This is a genomic window from Streptomyces sp. Rer75 (assembly GCF_013414305.1).
Lineage (GTDB): Bacteria > Actinomycetota > Actinomycetes > Streptomycetales > Streptomycetaceae > Streptomyces > Streptomyces himastatinicus.
This window is the reverse complement of record NZ_CP058693.1, coordinates 3212543-3234422: the sequence shown is the minus strand read 5'-3', so window position 1 is coordinate 3234422 and position 21880 is coordinate 3212543. Positions and strand designations below refer to the sequence as shown.

The window sequence follows — 21880 nt, the reverse complement described above, 5'->3', positions numbered from 1 at the left end:
CGTCAAGGAGTGAGCCGCTTCGCCAGCCGTTCGTGTTCCTCGTCCGGGACCCGTTCCCCGGACGACGGCAGCAGTTGCGGGACGCCGTCCACGATCGGGTAGCGGCGGCGCAGCCGCGGGTTGTACAGGACGTCCTCGGGCAGCAGCAGGGTCAGCGGGCCCTTGTCGAGCGGGCAGGCCAGGATCTTCAGGATCGGGTCGTCGGGGGTCATCGTTCACTTCCTTCGAGTACGGCGTCGTGGCGGGGGAGGGCCAGCAGGACGCACACCGCCAGCGCCGTCCCGCCGAGCCGCAGCGCGAGCCGCCACGGCTCGTGGGGCAGTGGCTCGCCGAACGCGACCGTTCCGCACACCACCGTGAACACGCAGGTCACCGTCGTGCACACCGGCACGATGAGCGACGCGCGGCAGCGCTGGAGCGCGGTCTGCGACAGCACCAGGCCCGCCGCGCCGGTGAACAGCAGCAGATACGGATACGGGCCGCGCAACAGCGTGAGCGCCAGGGAGCCGAGGCCGTCCGTCGTCAGCAGCCCGGACACGCCCTTGATGGCGAGCGAGCTGACCCCGTACAGCAGCCCGACCGCCACCCCGTACTCCACACCGGTCGGCGGCCGTCTCCCGGGGCGGCGGGCGCGCCACTCGGTGGCGCCGTACAGCCACACCCCCGCCGCCAGGGACGGGACGCAGAGGGCGAGCAGCGTCCCGGTGGCGGCGGTGCGGCCGACGCCGCTGCCGCCGCCGTCGCTGCGCAGCGATGCCACCACCATCACCAGGGCGCACAGGATCAGCCCGATCCCGGCCCGTTCGCGGCCACTGGTCCGCTCGCCCAGCACCCGGGAGGAGAGCAGCAGGAGCAGCACCAGACCGGACACGAACAGGCCCTGTGCGGCCGCGATCGGCAACGTGCGGTACACCACCAGCTGGGCCGCGAACCCCGCCGCGAGCGCCGCCGAACCGGCCAGCCACAGCGGGCTCCCCAACAGCAGCCGCAGCAGCCGTGCGGGGCGGGTGGTGCTCAGCGGCGGCAGAGCGGACAGGGCGCGCTTCTCCAGTACGAAACCGGTGCTGTACGCCACGTTCGCGAGCAGCGCCGCCATCACGCCCCACCCCATGCGCCCTCCCTCCGCCGCGCGTGCACCAGCAGGATCGACGCCAGCGACGGCACCCGGCACACGGCCCGGTCCAGCGGCCGCAAGCCCCGCGGTACGCCGTGGAACGGCGCCCCCGTGAGGCGTACCACCTCGAAACCGGACGCGGTGAGGAAACCGCGCAGCGCCCGCGCCGTGTACAGCCGCAGATGGCCGACGACCTCGCGGCCGGGGCGGCCGTGGATGCCCCGCAGGCTGACCTCGGAGAACACCGGCTGCACCCCGGCCAGCAGCAGCCCGCGGTTGTACCAGGCCGCCAGGTTGGGCGTGGACAGCAGCAGATGGCCGCCGGGGCGCAGGACGCGGCGTATCTCGTCCAGTGCCGCGTCCGGGTCGACCAGGTGCTCGACCACCTCGCTGAACACGCACGCGTCGGCGCTCCCGTCGGCGAACGGCAGCCCGCCGTCGGTGAGTTCGCCCCGCACGACGGGCAGCCGTGGCGCCGCGCGGCGCAGCGCGTCCTGCGACCAGTCGACGCCGATGAGGCGGTGGCCGCGGAGGAAGGGGAGGGCGGTGGCGGCTGCGGTGCCGTCGCCGCAGCCGATGTCGAGGATGGTGGCGGCTGTGTCTCCGTCAGTACGGAGCGCGTGTGCGAGCATGCGCGCCTGGCGGCGGCTGCGGTCAGGGCCGGACGCCACGGGGACGGCCGGGTTCTCGTAGAAGTCCCGGAGCGCCGGGCTCATGCCGTGTTTCCTGGGTGTGCTTGCGCGGTGGCGGCCAGCGCGCGCTGGAAGAGGCCCGCGAGCCCCGCCCCCGCCGCGTCGTCCAGCAGCGCCCGCGACCAGCGCAGCGTCACATGCAGCCGCCCGCCGGTCGAGGCCGTCGTCACCGTCAGCCCGCGGGGCATACGGGCCGGGGCCGAGAACCATACGGCGGTGGCCCCGCCCGCCTCGCCGAAGTCCAGCGCGTACGGGATGCGGCCGATGTTGCTCAGCAGGGTCGTGGAGGTCCACGGCCCGGCCGCGCGCCGCAGCCCCCGCGTCACCGCCGCCCGCAGCCCGACGGGTACGGCGGGCACCGTGAGCAGTGTCCCCGCCACCCCCAACTGCGCCCCCGGCGCCGCCTTCAGCGCCCGGGTGCGGGCCGCGGTGCGGTGCAACAGCCGCGCCACCGCCGCCGGATCGGGCGTCTCCCGCGTCAGCAGCCGTACGTCCGCCCGCTCCTCGGGCCCGAAGCCGACCTCCACGAGCCGGGTGCCGTTGCCGATGGCCATCCCGGACGCGCCGCGCGGCCGGTCGTCCACGGGCATGGTGATCCGTACGGGGGCGGGCGCGCGGCCGTGCACCTCGTTCCAGCGGGCCGCCATCAGGCAGGTGGCGACGAGGAGTTGGTCGTTGACCGTGGGGCCGCCGGGTGCTCGGGGCGGTACGGGAAGCTCGGAGAGCAGCATGGCGTTCCCGGTGCGGGGCGTGCGGGTGTCCTTGGCGATCCGTACGGGCCGGGCGAGCCCCCGTGTGCCGGACCGGTCGGGCACGGCCGCGGCCACCGCGGGCGGCGGGACCGAGGTGGCCGGGGCGGTGTCGTCACCACCGCCGTACAGGGTGGCGGCCGTGGCCAGCACCCGCAGACAGGACGGCCCGTCGAGCGCGGTGTGGTTGACGGTGAGGACCAGCACACAGCCGGTACGGTCCGGCTCGGTCACCACCTCCAGCCGCACCGGAGGCGACGCCGTCAACGGCGGACACACCGCGAGCGCCCGCTCCCGCGCCAGGGCGAGGGCGTCGGCCGCGCACGGCGGGAAGCTCACCGGCTCGACGTCCGGCCCGTCGGTCACCTCCCACTCGTACCGCCGCCGCCACCACCGCCCGGGCGCCTCCCGCACCAGAATCCGCGGATGCCGCCGCAGGGCCTCGCGGAACGCCTCCCGCAACCGCCCGGGCTCGGGCCGCCCCGGGAGGTGCACCTCGATGTGCACGGTCTCGGGCTCGTCGTCCTGGAGACAGTGCCGGGAGATCTCATCGACGGTGGGAAAGGGGATCCGCCGCGGGGCGCCCTGCGCGGGCGATGCGGAGCCGCCACCGATGTCCCCGTAGAGCGCGGTCATCGGCCCCTGCCTTCCCCGGGGCCGGGCGGTGCCGGATCCCCCGGCGTCGTGTCCGCCGTGCCGGGCCTGGGACCGGTGGGCGTCGCGCCGTCGGGTGTACGCGGCGCGCGGGCGCCCGGGTGCGCTTCCGGAGGTGCCGTCGTCCCGTCACCGGTTGCGGCACCGGTTGCGGGTGGCGCGTGTTCGAGCGGCGGGGCGATGAGGGTTGGCGCGTCGTCGTCGGCCGCGTGGTGGGGCGGCGCGCCGGGGTCCGGGGGCGCCGGGGTGGCGGCGACGTGGCCGGTCGCGCGGGCCGGGATCGTCACCACCGCCGCCGTCAGGGCCAGGAGGGCCAGGGCCTGGGCCGTTCCGCTGAACGCGCCCTCGTTCGCCGCCGCCGGTTCGCCCGCGCCCGTGGCCGCCACCGCCGTTGCGGCGGCCATCGCCGTCAGGGCCGTCGGGGCGAGCCAGGCGGGGCGGTACCAGGCGAGGAGGGCCAGGGCGGGAACGGCCAGGGCCAGCCAGCCCGATACGGCGATCATGACTGCCGTCAGGGCTGCCGTGCCGAGCAGCCAGCCAGGTGCCGGCACCGGCGAAGGCGGGGCCTCGGGCTCGAGCTCGCGGCGGCGGGCGAACGCCAGGGCCGCCAGCACCAGCACCGCGGCCGCGCCGCCGATGAGGCCCGCGTGGTACGTCGTCGCGGGTTCGTACGTGAGCGTGACCGTGCCGCCCTGGCCCGCCGGGACGAGGAACGCCTGCTGCCAGCCGTCGATGCGCAGCGGGGTGAGGTCGCGGCCGTTCAGCGTGGCCTTCCAGCCGTCGTTGTGGTTCTCGTACGTCTGGAGGTAGACGGCCTGGCCGGGGGCGACCCTGACCGTTCTGCGGTCGCCCGACCAGTCCTTGGCCTGGACGGTACGGGTCTCCGACACGGCAGCGGCGGCGGGCTTGCCGCGGGTCAGTGTCACATCGGTCAGCGCCAGCGGGCCCGCGTCGCCCGCCTCGACCGTGTGGCGGCCGGTGTCCAGCCGCAGTTTGCTGCCCTTGGCTTCGTCACCGCACAGCTCGACCTTCACCGGACGACGTTCCGTCAGGTCCCGTACCCGCCCCGACGCCTTCGTGGCGTGCAGCGTGCCGTCCACCGCCAGCGCCGGGCCCTGGCCGCAGGGCAGCGAGAAACGGGCCGTTTCCGGGGGCGGGGTGGTGCGCAGCATGTTGCCCAGCTCGGGGAGGTAGACCTCGTTCAGGCCCACCGGGAGCTGCAACGCCTGCCCGGCGACGGGGTTGTGGAGGGTCAGCGGCGCGGTCTTGCTGATGGTGATGTCGAGCCGGTCGGTGGTGATGGCCGGGAAGCGGACCCAGCCGTTGGCGTCGACTCCGGCGGTGGCGGCGCCGTCGGGGGAGTTGATGAGCACTTCCTCGGGGCGGGTGGAGAGGCCGCCCGCCGCCGCGAGGACGAGTTCGCTGACGCGTTTCTTCCCCGGCCAGCGCAGGTGCAGGACGGGGGAGTCACCGGCGATCCACGCCGTCGTGATGTCGCCGTCGAGGAGGTTGCGGGCGCTGAGCGCGGTGCCGGTGCGGCTGGTGGAGTCGGCGGTGATCTCGACCCGGGGCCCCTTGGGGCCCACGCGGTCCAGCAGGGCGTCGAGCGCGCCACCGGGCACGGCGAGGGCCTGGCCCTCGATGGCGTACGTACCACCGCTCCCGGTGCGGAACTGGCGGTGCAGCCCGACCTCCGCCGACGCGGGGGAGAGGCCGCCCGGGTCGGCGGACCGGTGCAGCGAGACGACCTCGGCCGGGGCGTCGCTCCGCTCGGCGTCGGCCGGGAGCGACAGCAGCCGGGTGACCTGCACACCCGGCACGGACACCTCGGAGAACCCGGCCCCCGACAGGCCCGGCTTGGGCGTCTGCGAACCGGTGATCGTGATCTTCAGCCACTTCGCCGGGCCGGACGGGACCTTGACGGACTGTGCGGTGCCGTGCGGCTGGAGCGGGCTGTCCGCCGACCCGTTGTCGGTCTCGACGCGTACGGAGGTGGGCGCGGCGCGCATGCCGTCGCCGGGCAGCGGGGTCAGCTGGATGGAGTCCGGCAGGCGCAGGGTCTGCGCGAACTCGATGCGCAGCCACTGCCCCACCGGTTTGCCCGCGCTGCCCTCGGCCCACGCCGTGTCCGGGTTGCCGTCGAAGGCGCCGACGGGGTCGTACTGCGGCAGGTGGAACAGCCAGTTGCCGCTGCTGGAGGCGGTCACCGAGAGCGCTCCGCGCAGCGCGGCGGTCGTCTGGTGTGCGGTGCCCGTCGTCGGCAGGATCTGGCGCGGCTCGTCGCCCGGGTCCGTCAGGCTGCCGGACGGGTTCCGTTCGTCGGCGGTGTACGTGTACGAGGCGTTGGAGTTGACGAGCCCGAAGCGGGTGTCGGCGCGCCGCATGCCGTCGCCGACCGCCTGCAACGCGGGGGTGCCGGCGCCCGGGTGGCGGTCGCCGGTGAGGACGGTCGGCCGGTCGGCCAGCGAGGGGTCGGCGGAGAGCTGGAGCAGGGATTCCGGGCCGCCGCTGACGGCGGCCGTGGCGGACACCGGCTTGGCGGCCACCGCCCCCGGCCGCGCCACTCCCTCGGGCCGGTAGATCTCGACGGCCTGGCGCCGCGGGAACAGCCCCTGCACCTGCACCGGGGTGCCCGCCGCGATCCGGCCACCGGTCATGAGCGGCCCGAACCCGGCGGCCTTGCGGTAGCCGGAAGCCTCCAGGGTGCGGGCGACGGTCTGCGGCGGGACGTAGCCGATCTGGTCCGGGTCGAGGTCGTTGCGTACGACGACCTCGTGCAGCCCGGCCCGGGCGAGGAAGTCCCGCAGCCCCGGCACCTCGCCGCCGCTCAGCAGCGCCTGCTCGACGGCGTCCATCGCGCGCCGCGATCCGGCGGTGCCGAAGGGCACGAAGTCGCGTTGCGCCCAGCGGGATTCCGCGAGGACGTCGAGCGGCTGGTCGATGGGGCTGCCCCAGGTGTAGAGGCCGTGCGCGGTGGCGGGGACGACGAGGGCGCGGCTCCGGGCGGCGTGGTCGTCGAGCCAGTCGGCGGTCTTCTCCCAGTAGGCGGGCAGCGCGGTGAAGCGGCCCGGCTGGAGGACCGTCCCGTTGAGGTACGGCCAGGCGAGCCCGGGGAGGAGCAGCAGGGCCAGCACACCGGGGAGGAAACGGCGGCCTGGAATCCGGCGCCCGGCGGCCCCGACCGTCAGCACGTGCATGAGCCCGAGGGCGAGCGCCAGGGCGAGCCCGGTCTGGAACTTGTAGATGTTGCGGAACGGCCGCAGCCACCCGTCCAGCCACCCCTGCACCGTCTCGTGGAACGGCCCGCCGAGCGTCCCCCCGTACCCGGCGAGGGTGATCAGCGCGACGGACAGCACGACGAGCAGCAGCCACCGCCGCTCGGGCAGATCGCGCCGCGCGAGCCCGGCCAGGCCCAGTGCGGCGGCCAGCCCCGAGCCGAGGACGGCGACGACGGACGCGGCCACGGTCCAGCCGCCGGGCAGCCACGCCTCGCCGAAGTGCAGGTACGCCACCCAGTTGCCCGCGCCGCGCAGCGTCTCGGTGGCGGCCATGGTGGCGGTGGTGGTGTCGGCCTGCTCGATGTACGGCAGGAAGTTCTCGCCGTACACCCCGAGCAGCAGCAGCGGTACGACCCACCACAGCGTGGCCAGCAGCACCCCCGGAACCCACCACCCCAGCAGCGCCCACCGGCGCCGCCCGGCGGGGCGGCTGAGCAGGTACAGCGCGACCGGCAGCAGCGAGGCGAGCGTGGAGGCGGCGTTGACGCCGCCCATGCAGGGCACGAGCAGCGCGGAGCGGGCGGCGGCGATACGGGGGAGGCTCGCCGGGTTGGTGAGCGGCAGCACGACCCACGGCAGCAGCGCGCCGGGGAGGGCGGCCGCGGAGGTGGAGCCGACGACGATGGTGAACACCGGCCACAGCGCGTACCCGGCCGCGCCCAGCAGCCGGGTCGCGGGTGCCCCGACGCCCAGCCGCTCCGCCAGCCGCAGCGCACCCCAGAACGCCACCGTGACGATGAGGGACATCCACAGCCGCTCGGCGAACCACACCGGGATGTGGAGGAGGTGGGTGAGGGCGTAGTACGGCAGCATCGGGAACGCGTAGCCGACGTACTGGTCCGCGATCCCGCCGAACCCCGCCCGGTCGTGCCACAGCGAGCCGAGGTCGGCGAGGAAGCCGAACGGGTCGAGGACCACCGGCAGTTTGGTGTCGAACGTCATCTTGCCGGGCGAGGGCGCGAGGAACGCCACCAGGACGGCGGCCCAGAACCCGAACAGCCAGCGCCGTCCGCGCGGCCGTTCACCGGGGGCGGGCGGCGGCGGGGCGGCCGGGGTGCGCACCTGGGGCGGGGACGGGACGACCTGGGTCATGGCGACCGCCTAAGGATCAGGAGGAGGTTCCACGTCGCGACCTCCCGCAGCCCCGGCACCCGCGTGACCGCCTCGGTGAGGAACGGCCAGTAGCGGGAACGCGCCGAGACCACGGTCACGTCCGCGCGGCTGCGGACGTGGCGCAGGACGGGGCCGATGTGGAGGGGGAAGAGGTTTTCGCCGAGCGTGTGCTTGGCGGCCCGGCCGGTGCGGCGCCGGTAGCGGGCGCGGGCCCGCTCGGCGCCCAGATAGTGCCAGGGCGCCCACTCGTGGCCGCCCCAGGGGGAGAGCCAGTTGGTGTACGAGACGTAGATCAGCCCGCCGGGGCGGGTGACCCGCACCAGCTCGCTGAGGAAGGTGTACGGATCGGCCACGTGCTCCAGCACGTTGGAGGAGAACGCGATGTCCGCCACGCCGTCCGCGAGCGGCAGCAGATACCCGTCGGCGAGGACGGCCCCGGCGGGCGGACGTCCCCGGGAGTGCAGCTCACCGGTGTCCGGCTCGAAGAGGTGGGCCTGGGCGCCGTGGCGGCGGAACTCCTCGGTGAAGTGGCCGCTGCCGCCGCCCACGTCGACCACCACCCGCCCGCGCAGCGGCCCGGCGTACCGCGCCACCTGCTGTGCGGCGTCCCGGGCGAGGAGCCGGTAGCAGTGTTCGGGGTCGGTCTGTTCGCGCAGGAAGGCGCGGAAGAGGGCGACGGAGCGACGGATCGAGGGGTCCCGCACGGCCGCTCACCCCCAGGGTCTGAGCGACGACGACAACGGGACGGGCGGGACAGGTGGACCCGGTAGCTGCGGCGCCGACAGATACGCCTCGGCGGCGACGGCCCGGAAGCCCCGTACCGTCGCGCTCCACCGGAACCGCTCCGCGCGCAGCCGCGCCGCCCGGCCCAGCGCCTCGCGCCGCTCCGGGCCGAGCGCGAGCGCACACCAGGCGGCGGCGAACGAGCTCTCGCCACGCGCCAGGACGCCCGTCACCCCGTCGTCGACGGAGTCGCGCAGCCCGGGGATGTCGAAGCCGAGCGTCGGTGTGCCGCGGGTGGCCGCCTCCATCACCACCAGGCCCCACCCTTCGATCAGGGAGGGGTGCAGCAGCAGCCACGCCTGGCACAGCAGCCGGTGCTTCTCCTCCTCGGTGACATGGCCGGTGAAGGTGACACCGGGCCCGGCCATCGCCTCCAGCCGGGCCCGTTCGGGGCCGTCGCCGACGATGACGAGCCGCCCGCCGGTGACCGGGCGCACCCGCTCCCACAGCCGCAGCAGCAGGTCGACGCGCTTGTACTCGACCAGCCGCCCCATCGCGAGGAACAGCGGCTCACGGGAGGCGGGCAGCAGGGGGCCCGGTTCCTCGACCCCGTTGTGCACCACCCGGATCAGTGTCCGGTCGACGCCCAGGGAACGCAGCGCGGCTGCGGTGGAGTCGGAGACGGCCACCATGAGGTTGCCGCGGTGGGTGCCGGCGAGCGCCCAGTGTTCGAGGCGCCTGCCGAGCCGGGCGGCCGGTCCCCGGAAGCGCAGTTTCCACAGATCGGTGTGGACGTGGTTGACCAGGCACAGGGTGGGGCCGCGATGCCAGAGCGGGGCCAGGTAGGGCAGCCCGTTGCACACCTCGACCAGCAGATCGCAGGGGCCGACCCGGTGGGCGAGGGTGTGCGGGGTGCGCAGGAAGTGGCCCAGTTCGCCGAGGGCGCGCCCGTGGCCGCCCGCGGACACCACCTGGTAGCCGCGGGTGCCGGCGGGACCGCCGCACACCAGGGTGACCTGGTGGCCGTGGGCGGTCAGCCCCTCGGCGATCCGGTCCACCAGCAGCTCGGAGCCGCCGGCCGCCGGATTGCCGAGGTCGCGGCGGGCGAGGAAGACGATCCGGCGCGGGTCCGGCGTCGTGGCTTCGGACACGGCGGTGGTGTTCGGGGCCGTGGGGAATGTTCGTACGTGCTGGGGCATGGCAAGGTGCTCCAACTCGTCTCAGGGTGCGGAGACTTCGTGGGAAGACTGCGGCTTCGTAGGAAGACTGCGAGGGGGGAGACGTGCCGAACCGGGGGTGTGCGATGGGGTGATGCTCGTGGGGTGGTCAGTTTTCGCTTCCTCGTTCGCCCCGGCTACTCACCGGCGTGACAAATTGCCCGCCCCCGTCCGCTGACGCTTCATCACATCGCGCAGTATCACTCCACACGGCGCCTCCCCCGCACCACCAGCACCGCTCCCGCCACCGTCAGCACCGCCCCGGCGATCCCCGCGGCCAGCGGTGCCGTCTCGCCGACCAGCTTCAGCCTGCGGTTGTCGTCCCTGGCCAGCTTCACCTGGCCGCGCTGGGTGGCCTCGGTGAACGCCAGCCCCTCGCCGCGCAGCAGTGTCACCCGGTCCCGGTTGCCACCGGGCGCGCGCAGGGTGACCTTGGGCGAGATCCCGGCGTAGATGATCCGGCCGGTGCGGCGGTCGGCCACCAGCTCGATGCCGGTGTTGGCGTACCACTCCTCGGCCTGCACCTGGCCCTGCTTGCCCCGCCCGACCAGCCGCCCGGGCACCTGGCGGGTGCCGGTGCGGGTGGGCCGCACGGTGCCGGTGAAGCGGTAGCCCTCGTACCCCTGGATCTTCGCGGTACCGGCGAAGCGGAGCGGGACGGTGTCGCCCAGCGTGCTGTCCCACCAGCGGTACGTCTTCTTCTTCACATCGAACGGGAACTTCAGGTAGGCGTCCCCCTGGAAGGGCCCCGGCGACTCGCCGCAGCAGTGCACCGGCTCGTTGGTGCGGCGGTCGGTGACCCAGCGCTCGGTCTTCCACTGGAAGGCCCGGCGCGGATCCCGCAGCCGCAGGGTGCGCGGGGTGTCGACCGTCGTCGACACGTCCCAGACGGCGCGCCCCGTGCGGTCGCTGTCGTGGACGTCGCCGAGCACCCGGCGGGTGATGGTCAGCCGCTGGTCCCGCACCTCCTTGACGTCGCCTGTGTCGAAGTAGCTGCCCGGGCCGGTGAACACCGTGGTCACGTCGGTGTCGATGGGTGTGCGTTTCGCCCGCGGTTCGACGTACCAGGCCAGCAGGGGCGCGAGGACGAGGAGGAAGACGCCGAGCCCGAGCGGGACCAGCGACAGCGGCCAGAAAACGGATGAAGTGGGTGATACCGAGCGGCGCATGGCAGGCACTCCGTCTCGATGCGGCCGGATATTACCGGCGAGTCTTAGGGCCGGGACCGTAAGCGCAGGGTTGACGGAGTGTCAATCCTCCTTCCATGCTGGTGAGTTGCCGGACCGGGCCGGTGCGCACGCCATACGGAAGGGGCTCACCGCGCCATGCCCAGACTGCTTGCCGCCGCCGTGACCTGCGTCCTCTCCGCCGCCCTCGCGGTCGGCGCGGCGCTCGGCATCGTCGCCCTGCTGGGCGTCACGCCCGAGCAGCCGAACGTCCCCCTCGTCACCTTCCCGACGTCCTCGGGCGCCTCCTCCGACACCGATGCCGGCGCCACCGCGACCCCGGCGGGGAAGCGATAAGGGCTCCGGGGATGGCGTCGCCGTTACGTTCGGCCTGGCGGGAGGTGCCCCGGTCGCGGGTGCGCCACTTCGCCCGGCTCGCCCTGGACGAGGTGCCGGTCCTCGCCGAGGACATCTTCCGCGAGATCCGCCGCGAATACCCCAACCTGGTCATCGTCCCGGACGAAAGTGGCGAGCCGGTGGCGCTGGTGGGCATCCGGCGCGCCCTCGAACACTTCGTCCAGTACGTGTCCGACGGCTCCGGCGGCCCCCGTGAACACCCCGAGGTCTTCCAGGAGTTCGGCCGCGGCCAGGTGCAGCACGGCCGCAGCCTCGACTCCCTCCAGGCCATGTACCGGCTCGGCGTACGGCTCGCCTGGCGCCGCCTCGCCGAGATCGGCCAGCAGGTCGAGATCCCCGCGCCCGCCATGTACGAACTCGCCGAGTCCGGCTTCGAGTACCTGGACGGGCTGGTCGCCGAGTCCATGCGCGGGTACGCCGAGGCCGCCGCGCGCCAGGCGGGGGAGCGGCTGCGGCTCCAGCGGCGGCTGCTCGACCTCCTCCTCACCGAACGCCCCCGCAAGAGCCCCGCCGACGCCGACGCCCTCGCCGAGCGGGCGGCCCGCATCGGCTGGCCGCTGCCCGAGCGGGTCGCCGTCGCCGTACTGCTGCGCCCCGCGCGCGAGGCGCTGGCCCCCGCCGTGGGCCGGGACGTCCTCCTCGACATGGAGTGCGAACAGCCGCGCATGGTGCTCCCCGACCCCGAGGAGGCGGGCCGCCCCGAGCTGCTGCGCCGCGCCACCGCCGGGTGGTCGGGCGCGGTCGGACCGCCCGTACCGCTCGCCGAGGCCGCCAAGTCGCTGCGCTGGGCGGAGGCCGCGGTCCGGCTCATGGAGCGGGGGCTGCTGCCCGCCGGGGAGGTGCTGCACTGCACCGAGCACACCGAGGCGCTGGTGCTGCTGCCCCCGGAGGAGCTGATCGACGCCCTGGCCCGCCGCCGTCTCGCCCCGCTCGCCGGATGCGGGCCCGCCCAGGGGCGCCGCCTCGCCGAGACGCTGCTGGCGTGGCTGGAGACGCGGGGCGGGGCGCCGGAGATCGCGGACCGGCTGGGGGTGCATCCGCAGACCGTGCGCTATCGGCTCCGGCAGATCAGGGAGCTGTGGGGCGACGAGGTCGAGGATCCGGACCGCCGCTTCGAACTGGAGCTGGTGCTGCGGGCGCAGCGGCTCCGCAGCGATCTGCTGCCGCCCGCGCCGTAGGGGGGCTTGTCGATCATGCCGGGCTCCCGACGCCTGGCGCGGCACCTCGCGGCACCCCCGTATCGTCATGGACCTCAGGGTCTTTGCCCGGCCATTGCCGGGAGAAGTGGCCTGCGCGTAACCTGTGTTCGCGATACCGGCCACCGGCCGGGATCTCGAACACTTGCCATCTGGACCAGAAGGGGTGGGCGAACCACATGGGACGCCTCGTGCCCGCGGTGACCCGGGCTCTGGACATTCTCGAACTGTTCCTCGACGGCGACGGTACGCTCTCCGCCCCCGAGATCACCCGCCGCCTCGGACTGCCCCGGACCACCGTCCATGAGCTGGTGACCACTCTGGCCGCCCGCTCCTATCTGGTCCACGTGCCCGACCAGCCCGGACGCTACCGGCTCGGCGTGCGCCCGTACCAGCTCGGCAGCCGGTACGCGGAACAGCTCGACCTGGCCGCCGAGGGCCAGCAGGTGGCCCGGAGCGTCGCCGAGACCTGTGACGAGACCGTCCATGTCGCCATTCTGGAGGGCACGGACGTCATCTACATCGCCAAGGTCGACTCCACCCACGCCGTGCGCATGGTCTCCGCCGCGGGCCGCAGGCTGCCCGCCCACTGCACCTCGGTCGGCAAGATGCTGCTCGCCTCCCTCCCGGAGGACGAGCTGACCGCCCGGTTCCCCGAGGACCGGCCGCTGGTCGCCATGACGGACAACAGCATCACCTCCGCGGCCGAGCTGCACCGCCACCTGGCCGCCGTGCGGGAGCGCGGCATCGCGGTCGAGCGGCAGGAGTCCAACCCCGATGTGAGCTGCGTGGCCGCGCCGGTGCGGGATTCGGCGGGCAAGGTGGTGGCGGCGCTGTCCATCTCGGTGCCGACGATCCGCTGGAGCGAGGAGCGCCGGGCGGAGCTGGAGGAACTGGCGGCCAAGGGCGCGGGCGAGCTGTCCGTCCGCCTGGGACACCGGAGGGGACGCGGCCTATGACCCGGCAGGGATGGGACGTGGCGGTCCGGGCGACCGCCGAGCTGGGCGAGGGCCCCACCTGGGACGCGACGGCCGGGCGGCTGATCTGGGTGGACATCCTCTCCGCCCGCGTCCACACCTACGACCCGGCCACCGGCCGGAGCACCACCCTGGCCACCGAGCAGCACGTCGGCGCGGCGAAGCCGCGGGCCGGCGGCGGGCTGGTGGTCAACCTGCGCGACGGTGTCGGGCTGTACGACTCCGCTGAGGGCTTCCGCTGGCTGGTCCGCAACCTCGTCCCCGGCCGCCGCGGCAACGACGCGGCCGTCGCCCCGGACGGTTCGCTGTGGGCGGGCACCATGCGCTACGACGAGGCGGCGGGCGGCGGCACGCTGTCCCGCATCGGCGCCGACGGCTCCGCGGCGGAGATCCTGCCGGACGTGGCGGTCAGCAACGGCACCGGCTGGAGCCCGGACGGCCGCCTCATGTACTACGTCGACTCCCCGACCCGGCGTATCGACGTCTTCGACGTGACGGGGGAGGGCGTCACCGGCCGCCGCCCCCTCGCCCACATCGAGGACGGCGCGGGCTTCCCGGACGGGCTGTGCGTGGACGCCGACGGGTGTGTATGGGTCGCCCTCTGGGACGGCGCCGCGATCCGCCGCTACACCCCTGACGGCACACTCGATCGGGTGATCCGGCTGCCCTTCCCCCGCCCCACCGCGTGTGCCTTCGGCGGGGCCGGGCTGAGCGATCTGTACGTGTCCTCGGCCCGGGTCGGCCTCGGCGCCGCGGCCCCGCCGCTGGCGGGGTCGGTGCTGGTCATCGCGGACGCGGGGCGGGGGCTGGCGCAGCCCGCCTTCGCGGGCTGAGCGGCGCGCCGGGCCGACGGCTCTCCCCACAGGATCCTCACCCTTCCCGCTCCCACGCCGTGTGCAGGTCACATAACCTGCCGGGCGAAATGAACGACGCGCACACGTCCCACCGAAGCCGAAAGCCCCGCCGCCGCGGCCGCCGCGCCCGCCGGGGGCGGGGGCGGCGGGTGCTGATCCTGGCTTCGGTGCTGGGCCCCGTCCTGGCCGCGGTCTTCGTGGCGGAACTGGCCACCGAGGGGTACTGGCGCGCACCGGCGCCGAAGCCGTCCCCGGAGCGGCCTGAGCGGCCGGAGGAGTCGGAGCGTCCGGTGGCGGGCCGTACGAATTCCGCCGAGCCGGGAGGTACGAGGGCGGCCACCCCATCCGAGCAGGCTGCCCACGACCCCACCCCGAGCGGGGACGACGCGCCCCCGTCCGACGCCCCGACCAAGCCGCCCCGGTCCCCGGGAACAACCCGGGCCCCCGCCCCGGCCCCCACGACGCACACACCCCCGCCGTCCCAGGCGGCCCCAACCCCCACTCCCACCCCGTCCCCGACATGCACCCGTTTCCTGTGGTGGTGCGCCTGAGCTTTCGCGGCTGTGTGCGGCCCGGCCATCCAGCCCCTCCGGGCGACTCACCCAGCTCCTCCGGCGTTTGAGGAGCGGGGTGCGGGGACGGAGCCCCGGCGGGGGTGCGGGGGCGGAGCCCCCGGTGCGGGGACGGCTACGCGCCCAGCATCCGTTGCAGCAGGTCCCGCAGCACCGTGCGCTCATCCGCCGACAACCCGGCCAGCGGCTCCCGCGCGAAGTCCAGCGAGCCGCGCAGCCGCTCGGCGGTCTGGCGGCCCGTCTCCGTCGCGGCGGCGAGCTTGACGCGCCGGTCGGCGGGGTCGAGGCGGCGCTCGGCGAGCCCGCGGGACTCCAGGCGGTCCACGATCCCGGTGACGTTCGACGGCTCGCACTTGAGCTGCTGCGCTATCCGCCGCATCGGCGTCGGCCCCCGGGAGAGCAGGCCCAGGACGCGGGCCTGGGCGCCGGTGAGGGCGTGCTTGGCGGCGGCTTCCTCGTACTCCTCGTGATAGCGGGCCACGATGGTGCCGATGAGCTCGACGACCTCGAGGGTCAGCGGGTCGATGCGGGACGTCATGCCCCTCAGGCTACCCGTTTACTTGACAACATGAAATATCCAGGCCCATGATTGTTTCAGGTAGTGAAGTAAGTATGAGGAGGCACCCCCATGTCCGCGATCCCCGCCACCGGCCGTGAATGGCACCTCGTCGCCCGCCCCCAGGGCTGGCCGAAGCCGGAGGACTTCGCGCTGGGCGAGGCCCCGGTGGCCGAGCCGGGCCCGGGCCAGGTGCTGGTCCGCAACCTGTACATGTCGGTGGACCCGTACATGCGCGGGCGGATGAACGACGTGAAGTCGTACGTACCGCCGTTCCAGCTGGACCAGCCGATGGAGGGCGGCGCGGTCGGCACGGTGATCGCCTCGAACGCGGACGGCATCGCGGTCGGCGACCACGTCCTGCACTTCGGCGGCTGGCGCGAGTACGCGGTGGTGGACGGCAAGCGCGCGGTGACGGTGGACCCGGAGGTCGCCCCGCTCACCACGTACCTCGGGGTGCTCGGGATGACGGGCCTCACCGCCTACGCGGGGCTGCTGGAGGTCGCGTCGTTCAAGGAGGGCGACGCGGTGTTCGTCTCCGGCGCGGCGGGCGCGGTCGGCAGTGAGGTCGGCCAGATCGCCAAGCTCAAGGGCGCCTCGCGGGTCATCGGCAGCGCGGGCTCGGACGAGAAGGTGCGGCTGCTGATCGACGAGTACGGTTTCGACGCGGCGTTCAACTACAAGAACGGCCCGGTCGCCGAGCAGCTGAAGGAGGCCGCCCCCGACGGCATCGACGTCTACTTCGACAACGTCGGCGGCGAGCACCTCGAAGCGGCCCTCAGCAGCCTCAAGGTGCACGGCCGCATCGCCACCTGCGGCATGATCTCGATTTACAACGAGACCGAGCCGCCCGCCGCCCCCCGCAACATGGCGCTGTTCATCGGCAAGCGGCTGCGCATGCAGGGCATGCTGGTCAACGACCACAACCACCTCCAGCCGCAGTTCTTCGAGGAGGTCGGCGCCTGGGTGCGGGAGGGCAAGCTGCGCTACCGCGAGACCGTCGTCAAGGGCGTGGACAACGCGGTGGAGGCCTTCCTCGGCATGCTCCGCGGCGAGAACATCGGCAAGATGATCGTCGCCCTCGACGACTGAGGCGACTGAGACGACCGAGACGACTGAGACGACTCGGACGACTGGCGCTCATGGGGTCTGCTCGGCGTCGGTGAACGCGGTGACCAGGCCATGGGGTGCGTCGTCGCCGAAGAGGTACTCGTGGAGTCGGGTGCCGTCGGAGGCGGCTTCGGCGCCGCGGGGGAACATGGCCTGCTCGTACTCGGTGAGGGCGGTTTCGACGTCGTCCGGGTGGGCGGCGATGGCCTTGCCGAGTTCGGCACCGTCGTACAGGGCCAGGTTGGCGCCCTCGCCGTTCGGGACCGAGAGGTGCGCGGCGTCGCCGAGCAGGGTCACGCCCGGCACCCGATCCCACCGGTGCCCGATCGGCAGGGCGTAGAGCGGGCGCAGGACCGGCGCGGTGTCGCTGTCGGTGATCAGCGAGGTCAGCTCCGGCGCCCAGCCGTCGAACTGCTCGGCGATCCGCGCGGCGGCCGCGGCGGCGTCGGTGAAGTCGGTGGCGGCGAACCAGTCCCGCGGCTCGGTGAGGGCCACGTAGGTGTGCAGGGTGTCGCCCCTCTCCCGGTGGGTCTGGATCCCCTTGCCCGGCGCGAGCGCGAGCATCGACCCGCCGCCGACCGCCTTCGCGGCGGCCGGGTGGCGGGTGTCGCTGTCGAACAGGTAGGTCTCGACGAACGACCTGCCCGTGTACGCGGGCGTGGCGGCGGAGAGCAGCGGGCGGACCCGTGACCACGCGCCGTCCGCGCCGACCAGCAGGCTCGTGACGACGGTGGTGCCGTCGGCGAAGGCCACCTCGTGGCGGCCCTCACCGAGGGCACGGGTACGGCTGACCTTGTGCCCCCACCGGACGGTGCCGGCCGGGAGCGAGTCGAGCAGGATCTGCCGCAGCTCGCCGCGCTGCACCTCGGGTCGTCCCCCGGTGCCGTCGTCGGGTGCGTCGAACAGGACGGTTCCGTCCCGGTCGAGGATCCGCATCGCCTGACGGCCCTCCAGGATGAGGCTGCGGAACTCGTCCATCAAGCCCGCCGCCTGCACGGCCAGTTGCCCATTGTAGTCGTGGATGTCGAGCATCCCGCCCTGCGCGCGCTCCGTCGGGGAGGTCTCCGCCTCGTAGACCGTGGCCGGGATGCCGTGGACGTGCAGGACCCGGGCGAGGGTCAGTCCGCCGAGCCCGGCGCCGATGATCGTGACATGAGGGGTCATGGTGAGTCCTTGCGTGTCGCACTGCTGCCGGGCGGGCGCCCGGCGGGATCACCGGAAACGTCCCAGGCCCCGCCGACAAGCCGCCGACACCGGTCGCCGGCCGCCGATATATGCCCGACACCAGGACACCCCCTACGGCAGGACCACCGTCGTCAGCGAGCGCGGCGGAAGGTCCACATCCAGCGTGCCGCCCCGCACCACGGCCCGGCCGACCCGGCTCAGCGAGTGCGTCTCGTCGGTGCGGTACACCTCGCCGCGTACGCCACCGCGTCCGCCGCTCACCGCGAAGTCCGTACGGACCGCCTCCCGGCCCGTGTTCAGGATCTCCAGCACCCGTCCCCCGTCCCGGTTCCGGAAGGCCGTCACCTTCACGCCGTCCGCCGCGGCCGCCCCGGCCGACGCCGCCACCCGCACCGCCCCGGGGCGTACGAAGCGGCTGTACGCGGCGAGTGCCCAGAGCCGCTTCGAGACGTGGTAGTCCGCGCCGTCGAGCTGGATCAGCCCCCGCGTCGCCCCCACCGAGGCGCCGAACCAGTACACGTACGCGCTCGCCCGCGCGTCCGCGAGCGTCGTGTGGATCGCCTCGGCGACGGCGAGGCCGTCGTAGCCGCTGCCGTCGTCCCACGCCTCGTTCCACGTCGTGCCGTTGGGGCTCCACTCGGACATCCAGGTGCGCCGCGTCGTCGGCAGCGGCTGGTCGGAGGGCGTGACGTACGGATGGCCGGTGTGCACGCCCACGTACCGTGACGCCTCCGGGTCCGCCTCGATCGCCGCACTGTACTCGGCCTGCTGGTCCCATCCGGCGGCGTCGCAGCACACCAGGTCGATCCCGGCGCGCCGGACCGCCGGGCCGATGGCCTTCACGGTCTCGGCCGCCTCCTTGGGCGTGAACTGCATGGAGGCGTAGGACGTGGCGAGATCCGGCTCGTTGGTGAAGCCGAGGTCGGTGATCCGGATGCCTTCCTGGCGGTAGAACTTCGCGTACTGCACGAGGTAGTTGGCGTAGGCGCGCCGCCACTCCGGCTTCAGGGTGCCGCCGTTCGCGTCCGTCCCGTTGGTCTTCATGTAGCCGGGCGCGCTCCAGGCGTCGGCGTAGAAGCGCTGCACGCCGTACCGTTTCGCCTCCTTGGCCAGCCACACTTGGCCGCCGTCCTTGCCGTCCCACTGATAACGCGGCGGGGCGTCCGGGCCGCCCGGGTCGGTGGGCTGGATGGACTTCATGTGGTCGTAGACCTCGTCCGAGGACGAGCCGATGCCGAGCCGCAGGATGCTGAGCCCCGCGCCGGTGCGCCGGTTCAGCAGCAGATCCAGCACCTCCCGCCGGTGCTCGGGGGTGAGCCCGCCCGCGCCCCGCATCAGATCGGCGCGCTGGAAGGCTTCCGAGAAACCGAAGCCATCGATCGGCTGGAGAGGTCTTCCGAAATCCGCGCCGGGGGTGGAAGGTTGCTCAGCGGCGGCGGACGGCATGGCCAGAGGGATCAGGGCGGCGGCGACTGCGCCGACGAGAGCGGTACGGACCGTCTTGATCACGAAAACTTCCCTTCCCAGGCTCCGAAAACTTCCGGAACGTTTCCGTAACGTCGGCCGCACGCTAGAGGCGGCCCCCAGCCCGGTCAAGAGAGAGCGCACGCCCAGCACGGTCCCCCCCACGCACGAGAGGAGAAACGCCGCATGACAACGCGTCACCGCACCAGATGGCTCGCCCTGCCCGCCGCACTCCTGCTCGCCCTGCTCCCGACCAGCGCCTCCGCCTACCCGAACCCGGGCCGGGTGACGGGTGACATCACCGTCCACGACCCGACGATGCTCCGCGCCGCCGACGGCACGTATCTGCTCTACTCCACCCACGGCGGGCTGGAGGCCCGCACCTCCACCGACCGGATCGCGTTCAGCCGCTCCGGGAACGCCTTCAACTCCCCGCCGTCCTGGTGGAAGACGTACTCCTCCGCCAACGATCCCTGGGCTCCGGACATCTCGTACCACGGCGGCAAGTACCTGATGTACTACGCGGTCTCGTCCTTCGGCTCCAGCACCTCCGCCATCGGCTTCGCCACCTCGCCCAGCGGCAAGGCGGGCACCTGGACCGACTACGGCATCGTCCACTCCACCACCGGCAGCAGCAACTACAACGCCATCGACCCCAACCTCTTCGTGGACGGCGACGGGAAGTGGTGGCTGTCCTTCGGCTCGTGGTGGTCGGGGCTGAAGATGATCCGCCTCGACCCCGCCACCGGCAAGCAGTACGCGGGCGACAAGACGGTCTACGGCATCGCCTCACGGCCCACCGGCACCAAGGCGGTCGAGGGGCCGTCCGTCATCAAGCGCAACGGGTACTACTACTTGTTCGCGTCCTACGACACCTGCTGCGCGGGCACCAGCTCCACGTACAAGATCAAGGTCGGCCGCGCCACCCAGCCCACCGGCCCGTACTACGACAAGAACGGGGTGGCCATGATGAACAACGGCGGCTCCCCGGTCCTGGAGTCCCACGGCCGCTACATCGGCCCCGGCGGGCAGTCGATCATGAGCGACAGCGACGGTGACCTGCTCGTCTACCACTACTACGACGGCCAGGCGGGCGGCACCGCCAAGCTCGGCGTCAACCTGCTGAGCTGGAGCGGCGGCTGGCCGACCGCGTACTGATGCGCGCGGGCGGGAGCCGTTGACGCGCAGGCGGCCAGCTCTTACCGTCACGTTCGGATATGCGACCCCTATCCGGCATATCGAACAGAACAGCAGAGAGGCGCCGCCATGCAGTCGACCGCCCCCGCCCGGTTCACCCTCGACCCCGCCTTCGCCGTCGGCGAGGTCGACGCCCGTCTCTTCGGCTCGTTCGTCGAACACCTCGGCCGCTGCGTCTACACCGGGATCTACGAGCCCGGCCACCCCGCCGCCGACGAGGCCGGGCTGCGCACCGACGTCCTCGATCTGATCCGTGAACTCGGGGTCACCGCCCTCCGCTACCCCGGCGGCAACTTCGTCTCCGGCTACAAGTGGGAGGACGGCACCGGCCCCGCCGAGGAGCGCCCCCGCCGCCTCGACCTCGCCTGGCGCTCGACCGAGACCAACCGCTTCGGGCTCTCCGAGTACATCGACTTCGTCCGCAAGGTCGGCGGCGAGCCCATGATGGCGCTCAACCTCGGCACGCGCGGCGTCGCCGAGGCCCTGGAGCTCCAGGAGTACGCCAACCACCCCTCCGGCACCGCCCTGTCCGACCGCCGCGTCGGCCACGGCGACAAGGAGCCGTACGGCATCCGGCTGTGGTGTCTGGGCAACGAGATGGACGGCCCCTGGCAGACCGGCCACAAGACCGCGGAGGAGTACGGACGGCTCGCCGCCGAGACCGCCCGCGCCATGCGGCAGATCGACCCGGACGTCGAACTCGTCGCCTGCGGCAGCTCCAACCAGGGCATGGCGACGTTCGCCGCCTGGGAGGCCACGGTCCTCCAGCACGCCTACGACCTGGTCGACTACATCTCCCTGCACGCCTACTACGAGGAGCGCGACGGCGACCGCGACTCCTTCCTCGCCTCCGCCGTCGACATGGAGTCCTTCATCGAGAACGTGATCGCGACCTGCGACCACGTGGGCGCCCGGCTGAAGTCGAAGAAGAAGATCAACCTCTCCTTCGACGAGTGGAACGTCTGGTACCAGGCCCGCTTCCACGCCGCCGAGCCGCCCAACTGGGACGAGGCGCCGCGGCTGCTGGAGGACAACTACTCCGTCACCGACGCCGTCGTCTTCGGCTCGCTCCTCATCGCGCTGCTGCGCCACGCCGACCGGGTGACGGTCGCCTGCCTCGCCCAACTCGTCAACGTCATCGCCCCGATCATGACCGAACCGGGCGGCCCGGCCTGGCGCCAGACCACCTTCTTCCCCTTCGCCCAGGCGTCGGCGTACGGCCGCGGCCGGGTGCTCCAGGTCGCCGTCGACAGCCCCGCGCACGAGACGGCGAGGTACGGCGAGGTGCCGCTGCTGCACGCCACGGCCGTGCGGAACGAGGAGACCGGCGCGGTCACCGTCTTCGCCGTCAACCGCGACCAGCACCGGCCGCTCCCGCTGGAGGTGGCGCTGCACGGGATGGCGCCCGCCCGGGTCGTCGAGCACAGCGTCCTCGCCGACGCCGACCCGGAGGCCCGCAACACCCTGGCCGACCCCGAGCGCGTCACCCCGCACCCGGGTGAGGGCACGGCGCTCGCGGACGGGGTGCTGACCGCCACGCTGGAGCCGATGTCCTGGAACGTGATCCGGCTGGGGTGATCCGGGTGGGGTGATCCGTTTGGGGTGATCCGTTTGGGGTGAGCGGGAAAGAATTTGTATAGTGCACT

The 21880-nt window shown here is 73.4% G+C and carries 19 protein-coding genes; 8 read left to right on the top strand and 11 right to left on the bottom strand.

Going from position 1 to position 21880, the window contains the following annotated elements; genetic code table 11:
- Positions 1-2: 2 nt before the first annotated feature.
- The 8 genes from HYQ63_RS13700 to HYQ63_RS13665 form a co-directional block, all read right to left on the bottom strand.
- Positions 3-212 (bottom strand): Trm112 family protein, encoded by a 210-nt coding sequence (locus HYQ63_RS13700; RefSeq protein WP_179934081.1) that lies wholly within the window; start codon positions 210-212, stop codon positions 3-5.
- Complete coding sequence (locus HYQ63_RS13695; RefSeq protein ID WP_179934080.1) at positions 209-1111, bottom strand: hypothetical protein; 903 nt, start codon at positions 1109-1111, stop codon at positions 209-211. The genes HYQ63_RS13700 and HYQ63_RS13695 overlap by 4 nt, the downstream gene beginning before the upstream one ends.
- Positions 1096-1830 carry a bifunctional 2-polyprenyl-6-hydroxyphenol methylase/3-demethylubiquinol 3-O-methyltransferase UbiG gene (locus tag HYQ63_RS13690; protein WP_179934079.1) on the bottom strand — a complete coding sequence of 245 codons (735 nt, stop codon included), beginning with the start codon at positions 1828-1830 and terminating at the stop codon, positions 1096-1098. The genes HYQ63_RS13695 and HYQ63_RS13690 overlap by 16 nt, the downstream gene beginning before the upstream one ends.
- On the bottom strand, positions 1827-3191 hold the full coding sequence (locus HYQ63_RS13685) for a condensation protein (RefSeq protein ID WP_257231827.1): 1365 nt from the start codon (positions 3189-3191) through the stop codon (positions 1827-1829). The genes HYQ63_RS13690 and HYQ63_RS13685 overlap by 4 nt, the downstream gene beginning before the upstream one ends.
- Positions 3188-7579 (bottom strand): alpha-(1->3)-arabinofuranosyltransferase family protein, encoded by a 4392-nt coding sequence (locus tag HYQ63_RS13680; RefSeq protein ID WP_179934078.1) that lies wholly within the window; start codon positions 7577-7579, stop codon positions 3188-3190. Before HYQ63_RS13680 ends, HYQ63_RS13685 begins: the two co-directional genes overlap by 4 nt.
- Positions 7576-8304 (bottom strand): class I SAM-dependent methyltransferase, encoded by a 729-nt coding sequence (locus HYQ63_RS13675; protein ID WP_179934077.1) that lies wholly within the window; start codon positions 8302-8304, stop codon positions 7576-7578. The genes HYQ63_RS13680 and HYQ63_RS13675 overlap by 4 nt, the downstream gene beginning before the upstream one ends.
- A gap of 6 nt (positions 8305-8310) precedes the next feature.
- Positions 8311-9522, bottom strand: a complete 1212-nt coding sequence (locus tag HYQ63_RS13670) for a glycosyltransferase family 4 protein (RefSeq protein ID WP_179934076.1) — start codon at positions 9520-9522, stop codon at positions 8311-8313.
- Positions 9523-9740: 218 nt separating this feature from the next.
- On the bottom strand, positions 9741-10709 hold the full coding sequence (locus HYQ63_RS13665) for a DUF3068 domain-containing protein (RefSeq protein ID WP_179934075.1): 969 nt from the start codon (positions 10707-10709) through the stop codon (positions 9741-9743).
- Positions 10710-10865: 156 nt separating this feature from the next.
- Between HYQ63_RS13665 and HYQ63_RS13660 the strand changes: the two genes are divergently transcribed.
- The 5 genes from HYQ63_RS13660 (at position 10866) to HYQ63_RS13640 (ending at position 14701) form a co-directional block, all read left to right on the top strand.
- Positions 10866-11063 (top strand): hypothetical protein, encoded by a 198-nt coding sequence (locus HYQ63_RS13660; RefSeq protein ID WP_179934074.1) that lies wholly within the window; start codon positions 10866-10868, stop codon positions 11061-11063.
- 11 nt (positions 11064-11074) lie between these two features.
- Positions 11075-12301: a helix-turn-helix domain-containing protein gene (locus HYQ63_RS13655; protein ID WP_179934073.1), complete on the top strand. Its 1227-nt coding sequence runs from the start codon at positions 11075-11077 to the stop codon at positions 12299-12301.
- A 197-nt stretch (positions 12302-12498) separates the two neighbouring features.
- Positions 12499-13278 (top strand): IclR family transcriptional regulator, encoded by a 780-nt coding sequence (locus tag HYQ63_RS13650; protein ID WP_179934072.1) that lies wholly within the window; start codon positions 12499-12501, stop codon positions 13276-13278.
- A complete protein-coding gene (locus HYQ63_RS13645) occupies positions 13275-14129 on the top strand; it encodes an SMP-30/gluconolactonase/LRE family protein (protein ID WP_179934071.1) in 855 nt (284 codons plus the stop codon). Before HYQ63_RS13650 ends, HYQ63_RS13645 begins: the two co-directional genes overlap by 4 nt.
- Before the next feature lie 89 nt (positions 14130-14218).
- On the top strand, positions 14219-14701 hold the full coding sequence (locus HYQ63_RS13640) for a hypothetical protein (protein ID WP_179934070.1): 483 nt from the start codon (positions 14219-14221) through the stop codon (positions 14699-14701).
- 136 nt (positions 14702-14837) lie between these two features.
- Here HYQ63_RS13640 and HYQ63_RS13635 read toward each other — a convergent pair whose 3' ends face one another.
- The gene (locus HYQ63_RS13635) at positions 14838-15260 is read right to left on the bottom strand and encodes a MarR family winged helix-turn-helix transcriptional regulator (protein WP_179934069.1); all 423 of its coding nucleotides are present in this window, start codon (positions 15258-15260) and stop codon (positions 14838-14840) included.
- A gap of 90 nt (positions 15261-15350) precedes the next feature.
- Here HYQ63_RS13635 and HYQ63_RS13630 point away from each other — a divergent pair, with 90 nt between their 5' ends.
- Positions 15351-16370: an NADP-dependent oxidoreductase gene (locus HYQ63_RS13630; RefSeq protein WP_179934068.1), complete on the top strand. Its 1020-nt coding sequence runs from the start codon at positions 15351-15353 to the stop codon at positions 16368-16370.
- A 48-nt stretch (positions 16371-16418) separates the two neighbouring features.
- Here HYQ63_RS13630 and HYQ63_RS13625 read toward each other — a convergent pair whose 3' ends face one another.
- Positions 16419-17552 (bottom strand): NAD(P)/FAD-dependent oxidoreductase, encoded by a 1134-nt coding sequence (locus HYQ63_RS13625; protein WP_179934067.1) that lies wholly within the window; start codon positions 17550-17552, stop codon positions 16419-16421.
- Between the two features lie 132 nt (positions 17553-17684).
- Complete coding sequence (locus tag HYQ63_RS13620) at positions 17685-19082, bottom strand: glycoside hydrolase (protein ID WP_179934066.1); 1398 nt, start codon at positions 19080-19082, stop codon at positions 17685-17687.
- A 141-nt stretch (positions 19083-19223) separates the two neighbouring features.
- Here HYQ63_RS13620 and HYQ63_RS13615 point away from each other — a divergent pair, with 141 nt between their 5' ends.
- Both HYQ63_RS13615 and HYQ63_RS13610 read left to right on the top strand, forming a co-directional pair.
- Positions 19224-20195, top strand: coding sequence for an arabinan endo-1,5-alpha-L-arabinosidase (locus HYQ63_RS13615; RefSeq protein WP_179934065.1), 972 nt, complete (start codon positions 19224-19226; stop codon positions 20193-20195).
- A 108-nt stretch (positions 20196-20303) separates the two neighbouring features.
- Positions 20304-21812: an alpha-N-arabinofuranosidase gene (locus HYQ63_RS13610; protein ID WP_179934064.1), complete on the top strand. Its 1509-nt coding sequence runs from the start codon at positions 20304-20306 to the stop codon at positions 21810-21812.
- Positions 21813-21880 lie beyond the last annotated feature (68 nt).

What these genes read in the sequence shown, in the direction of transcription:
- HYQ63_RS13625 (WP_179934067.1), bottom strand. Translation starts at nt 17,552, where the DNA reads ATGACCCCTCATGTCACGATCATCGGCGCCGGGCTCGGCGGACTGACC.
- HYQ63_RS13635 (WP_179934069.1), bottom strand. Translation starts at nt 15,260, where the DNA reads ATGACGTCCCGCATCGACCCGCTGACCCTCGAGGTCGTCGAGCTCATC.
- HYQ63_RS13685 (WP_257231827.1), bottom strand. Translation starts at nt 3,191, where the DNA reads ATGACCGCGCTCTACGGGGACATCGGTGGCGGCTCCGCATCGCCCGCG.
- HYQ63_RS13650 (WP_179934072.1), top strand. Translation starts at nt 12,499, where the DNA reads ATGGGACGCCTCGTGCCCGCGGTGACCCGGGCTCTGGACATTCTCGAA.
- HYQ63_RS13670 (WP_179934076.1), bottom strand. Translation starts at nt 9,522, where the DNA reads ATGCCCCAGCACGTACGAACATTCCCCACGGCCCCGAACACCACCGCC.
- HYQ63_RS13645 (WP_179934071.1), top strand. Translation starts at nt 13,275, where the DNA reads ATGACCCGGCAGGGATGGGACGTGGCGGTCCGGGCGACCGCCGAGCTG.
- HYQ63_RS13690 (WP_179934079.1), bottom strand. Translation starts at nt 1,830, where the DNA reads ATGAGCCCGGCGCTCCGGGACTTCTACGAGAACCCGGCCGTCCCCGTG.
- HYQ63_RS13695 (WP_179934080.1), bottom strand. Translation starts at nt 1,111, where the DNA reads ATGGGGTGGGGCGTGATGGCGGCGCTGCTCGCGAACGTGGCGTACAGC.
- HYQ63_RS13665 (WP_179934075.1), bottom strand. Translation starts at nt 10,709, where the DNA reads ATGCGCCGCTCGGTATCACCCACTTCATCCGTTTTCTGGCCGCTGTCG.
- HYQ63_RS13660 (WP_179934074.1), top strand. Translation starts at nt 10,866, where the DNA reads ATGCCCAGACTGCTTGCCGCCGCCGTGACCTGCGTCCTCTCCGCCGCC.
- HYQ63_RS13655 (WP_179934073.1), top strand. Translation starts at nt 11,075, where the DNA reads ATGGCGTCGCCGTTACGTTCGGCCTGGCGGGAGGTGCCCCGGTCGCGG.
- HYQ63_RS13640 (WP_179934070.1), top strand. Translation starts at nt 14,219, where the DNA reads ATGAACGACGCGCACACGTCCCACCGAAGCCGAAAGCCCCGCCGCCGC.
- HYQ63_RS13610 (WP_179934064.1), top strand. Translation starts at nt 20,304, where the DNA reads ATGCAGTCGACCGCCCCCGCCCGGTTCACCCTCGACCCCGCCTTCGCC.
- HYQ63_RS13700 (WP_179934081.1), bottom strand. Translation starts at nt 212, where the DNA reads ATGACCCCCGACGACCCGATCCTGAAGATCCTGGCCTGCCCGCTCGAC.
- HYQ63_RS13615 (WP_179934065.1), top strand. Translation starts at nt 19,224, where the DNA reads ATGACAACGCGTCACCGCACCAGATGGCTCGCCCTGCCCGCCGCACTC.
- HYQ63_RS13630 (WP_179934068.1), top strand. Translation starts at nt 15,351, where the DNA reads ATGTCCGCGATCCCCGCCACCGGCCGTGAATGGCACCTCGTCGCCCGC.
- HYQ63_RS13680 (WP_179934078.1), bottom strand. Translation starts at nt 7,579, where the DNA reads ATGACCCAGGTCGTCCCGTCCCCGCCCCAGGTGCGCACCCCGGCCGCC.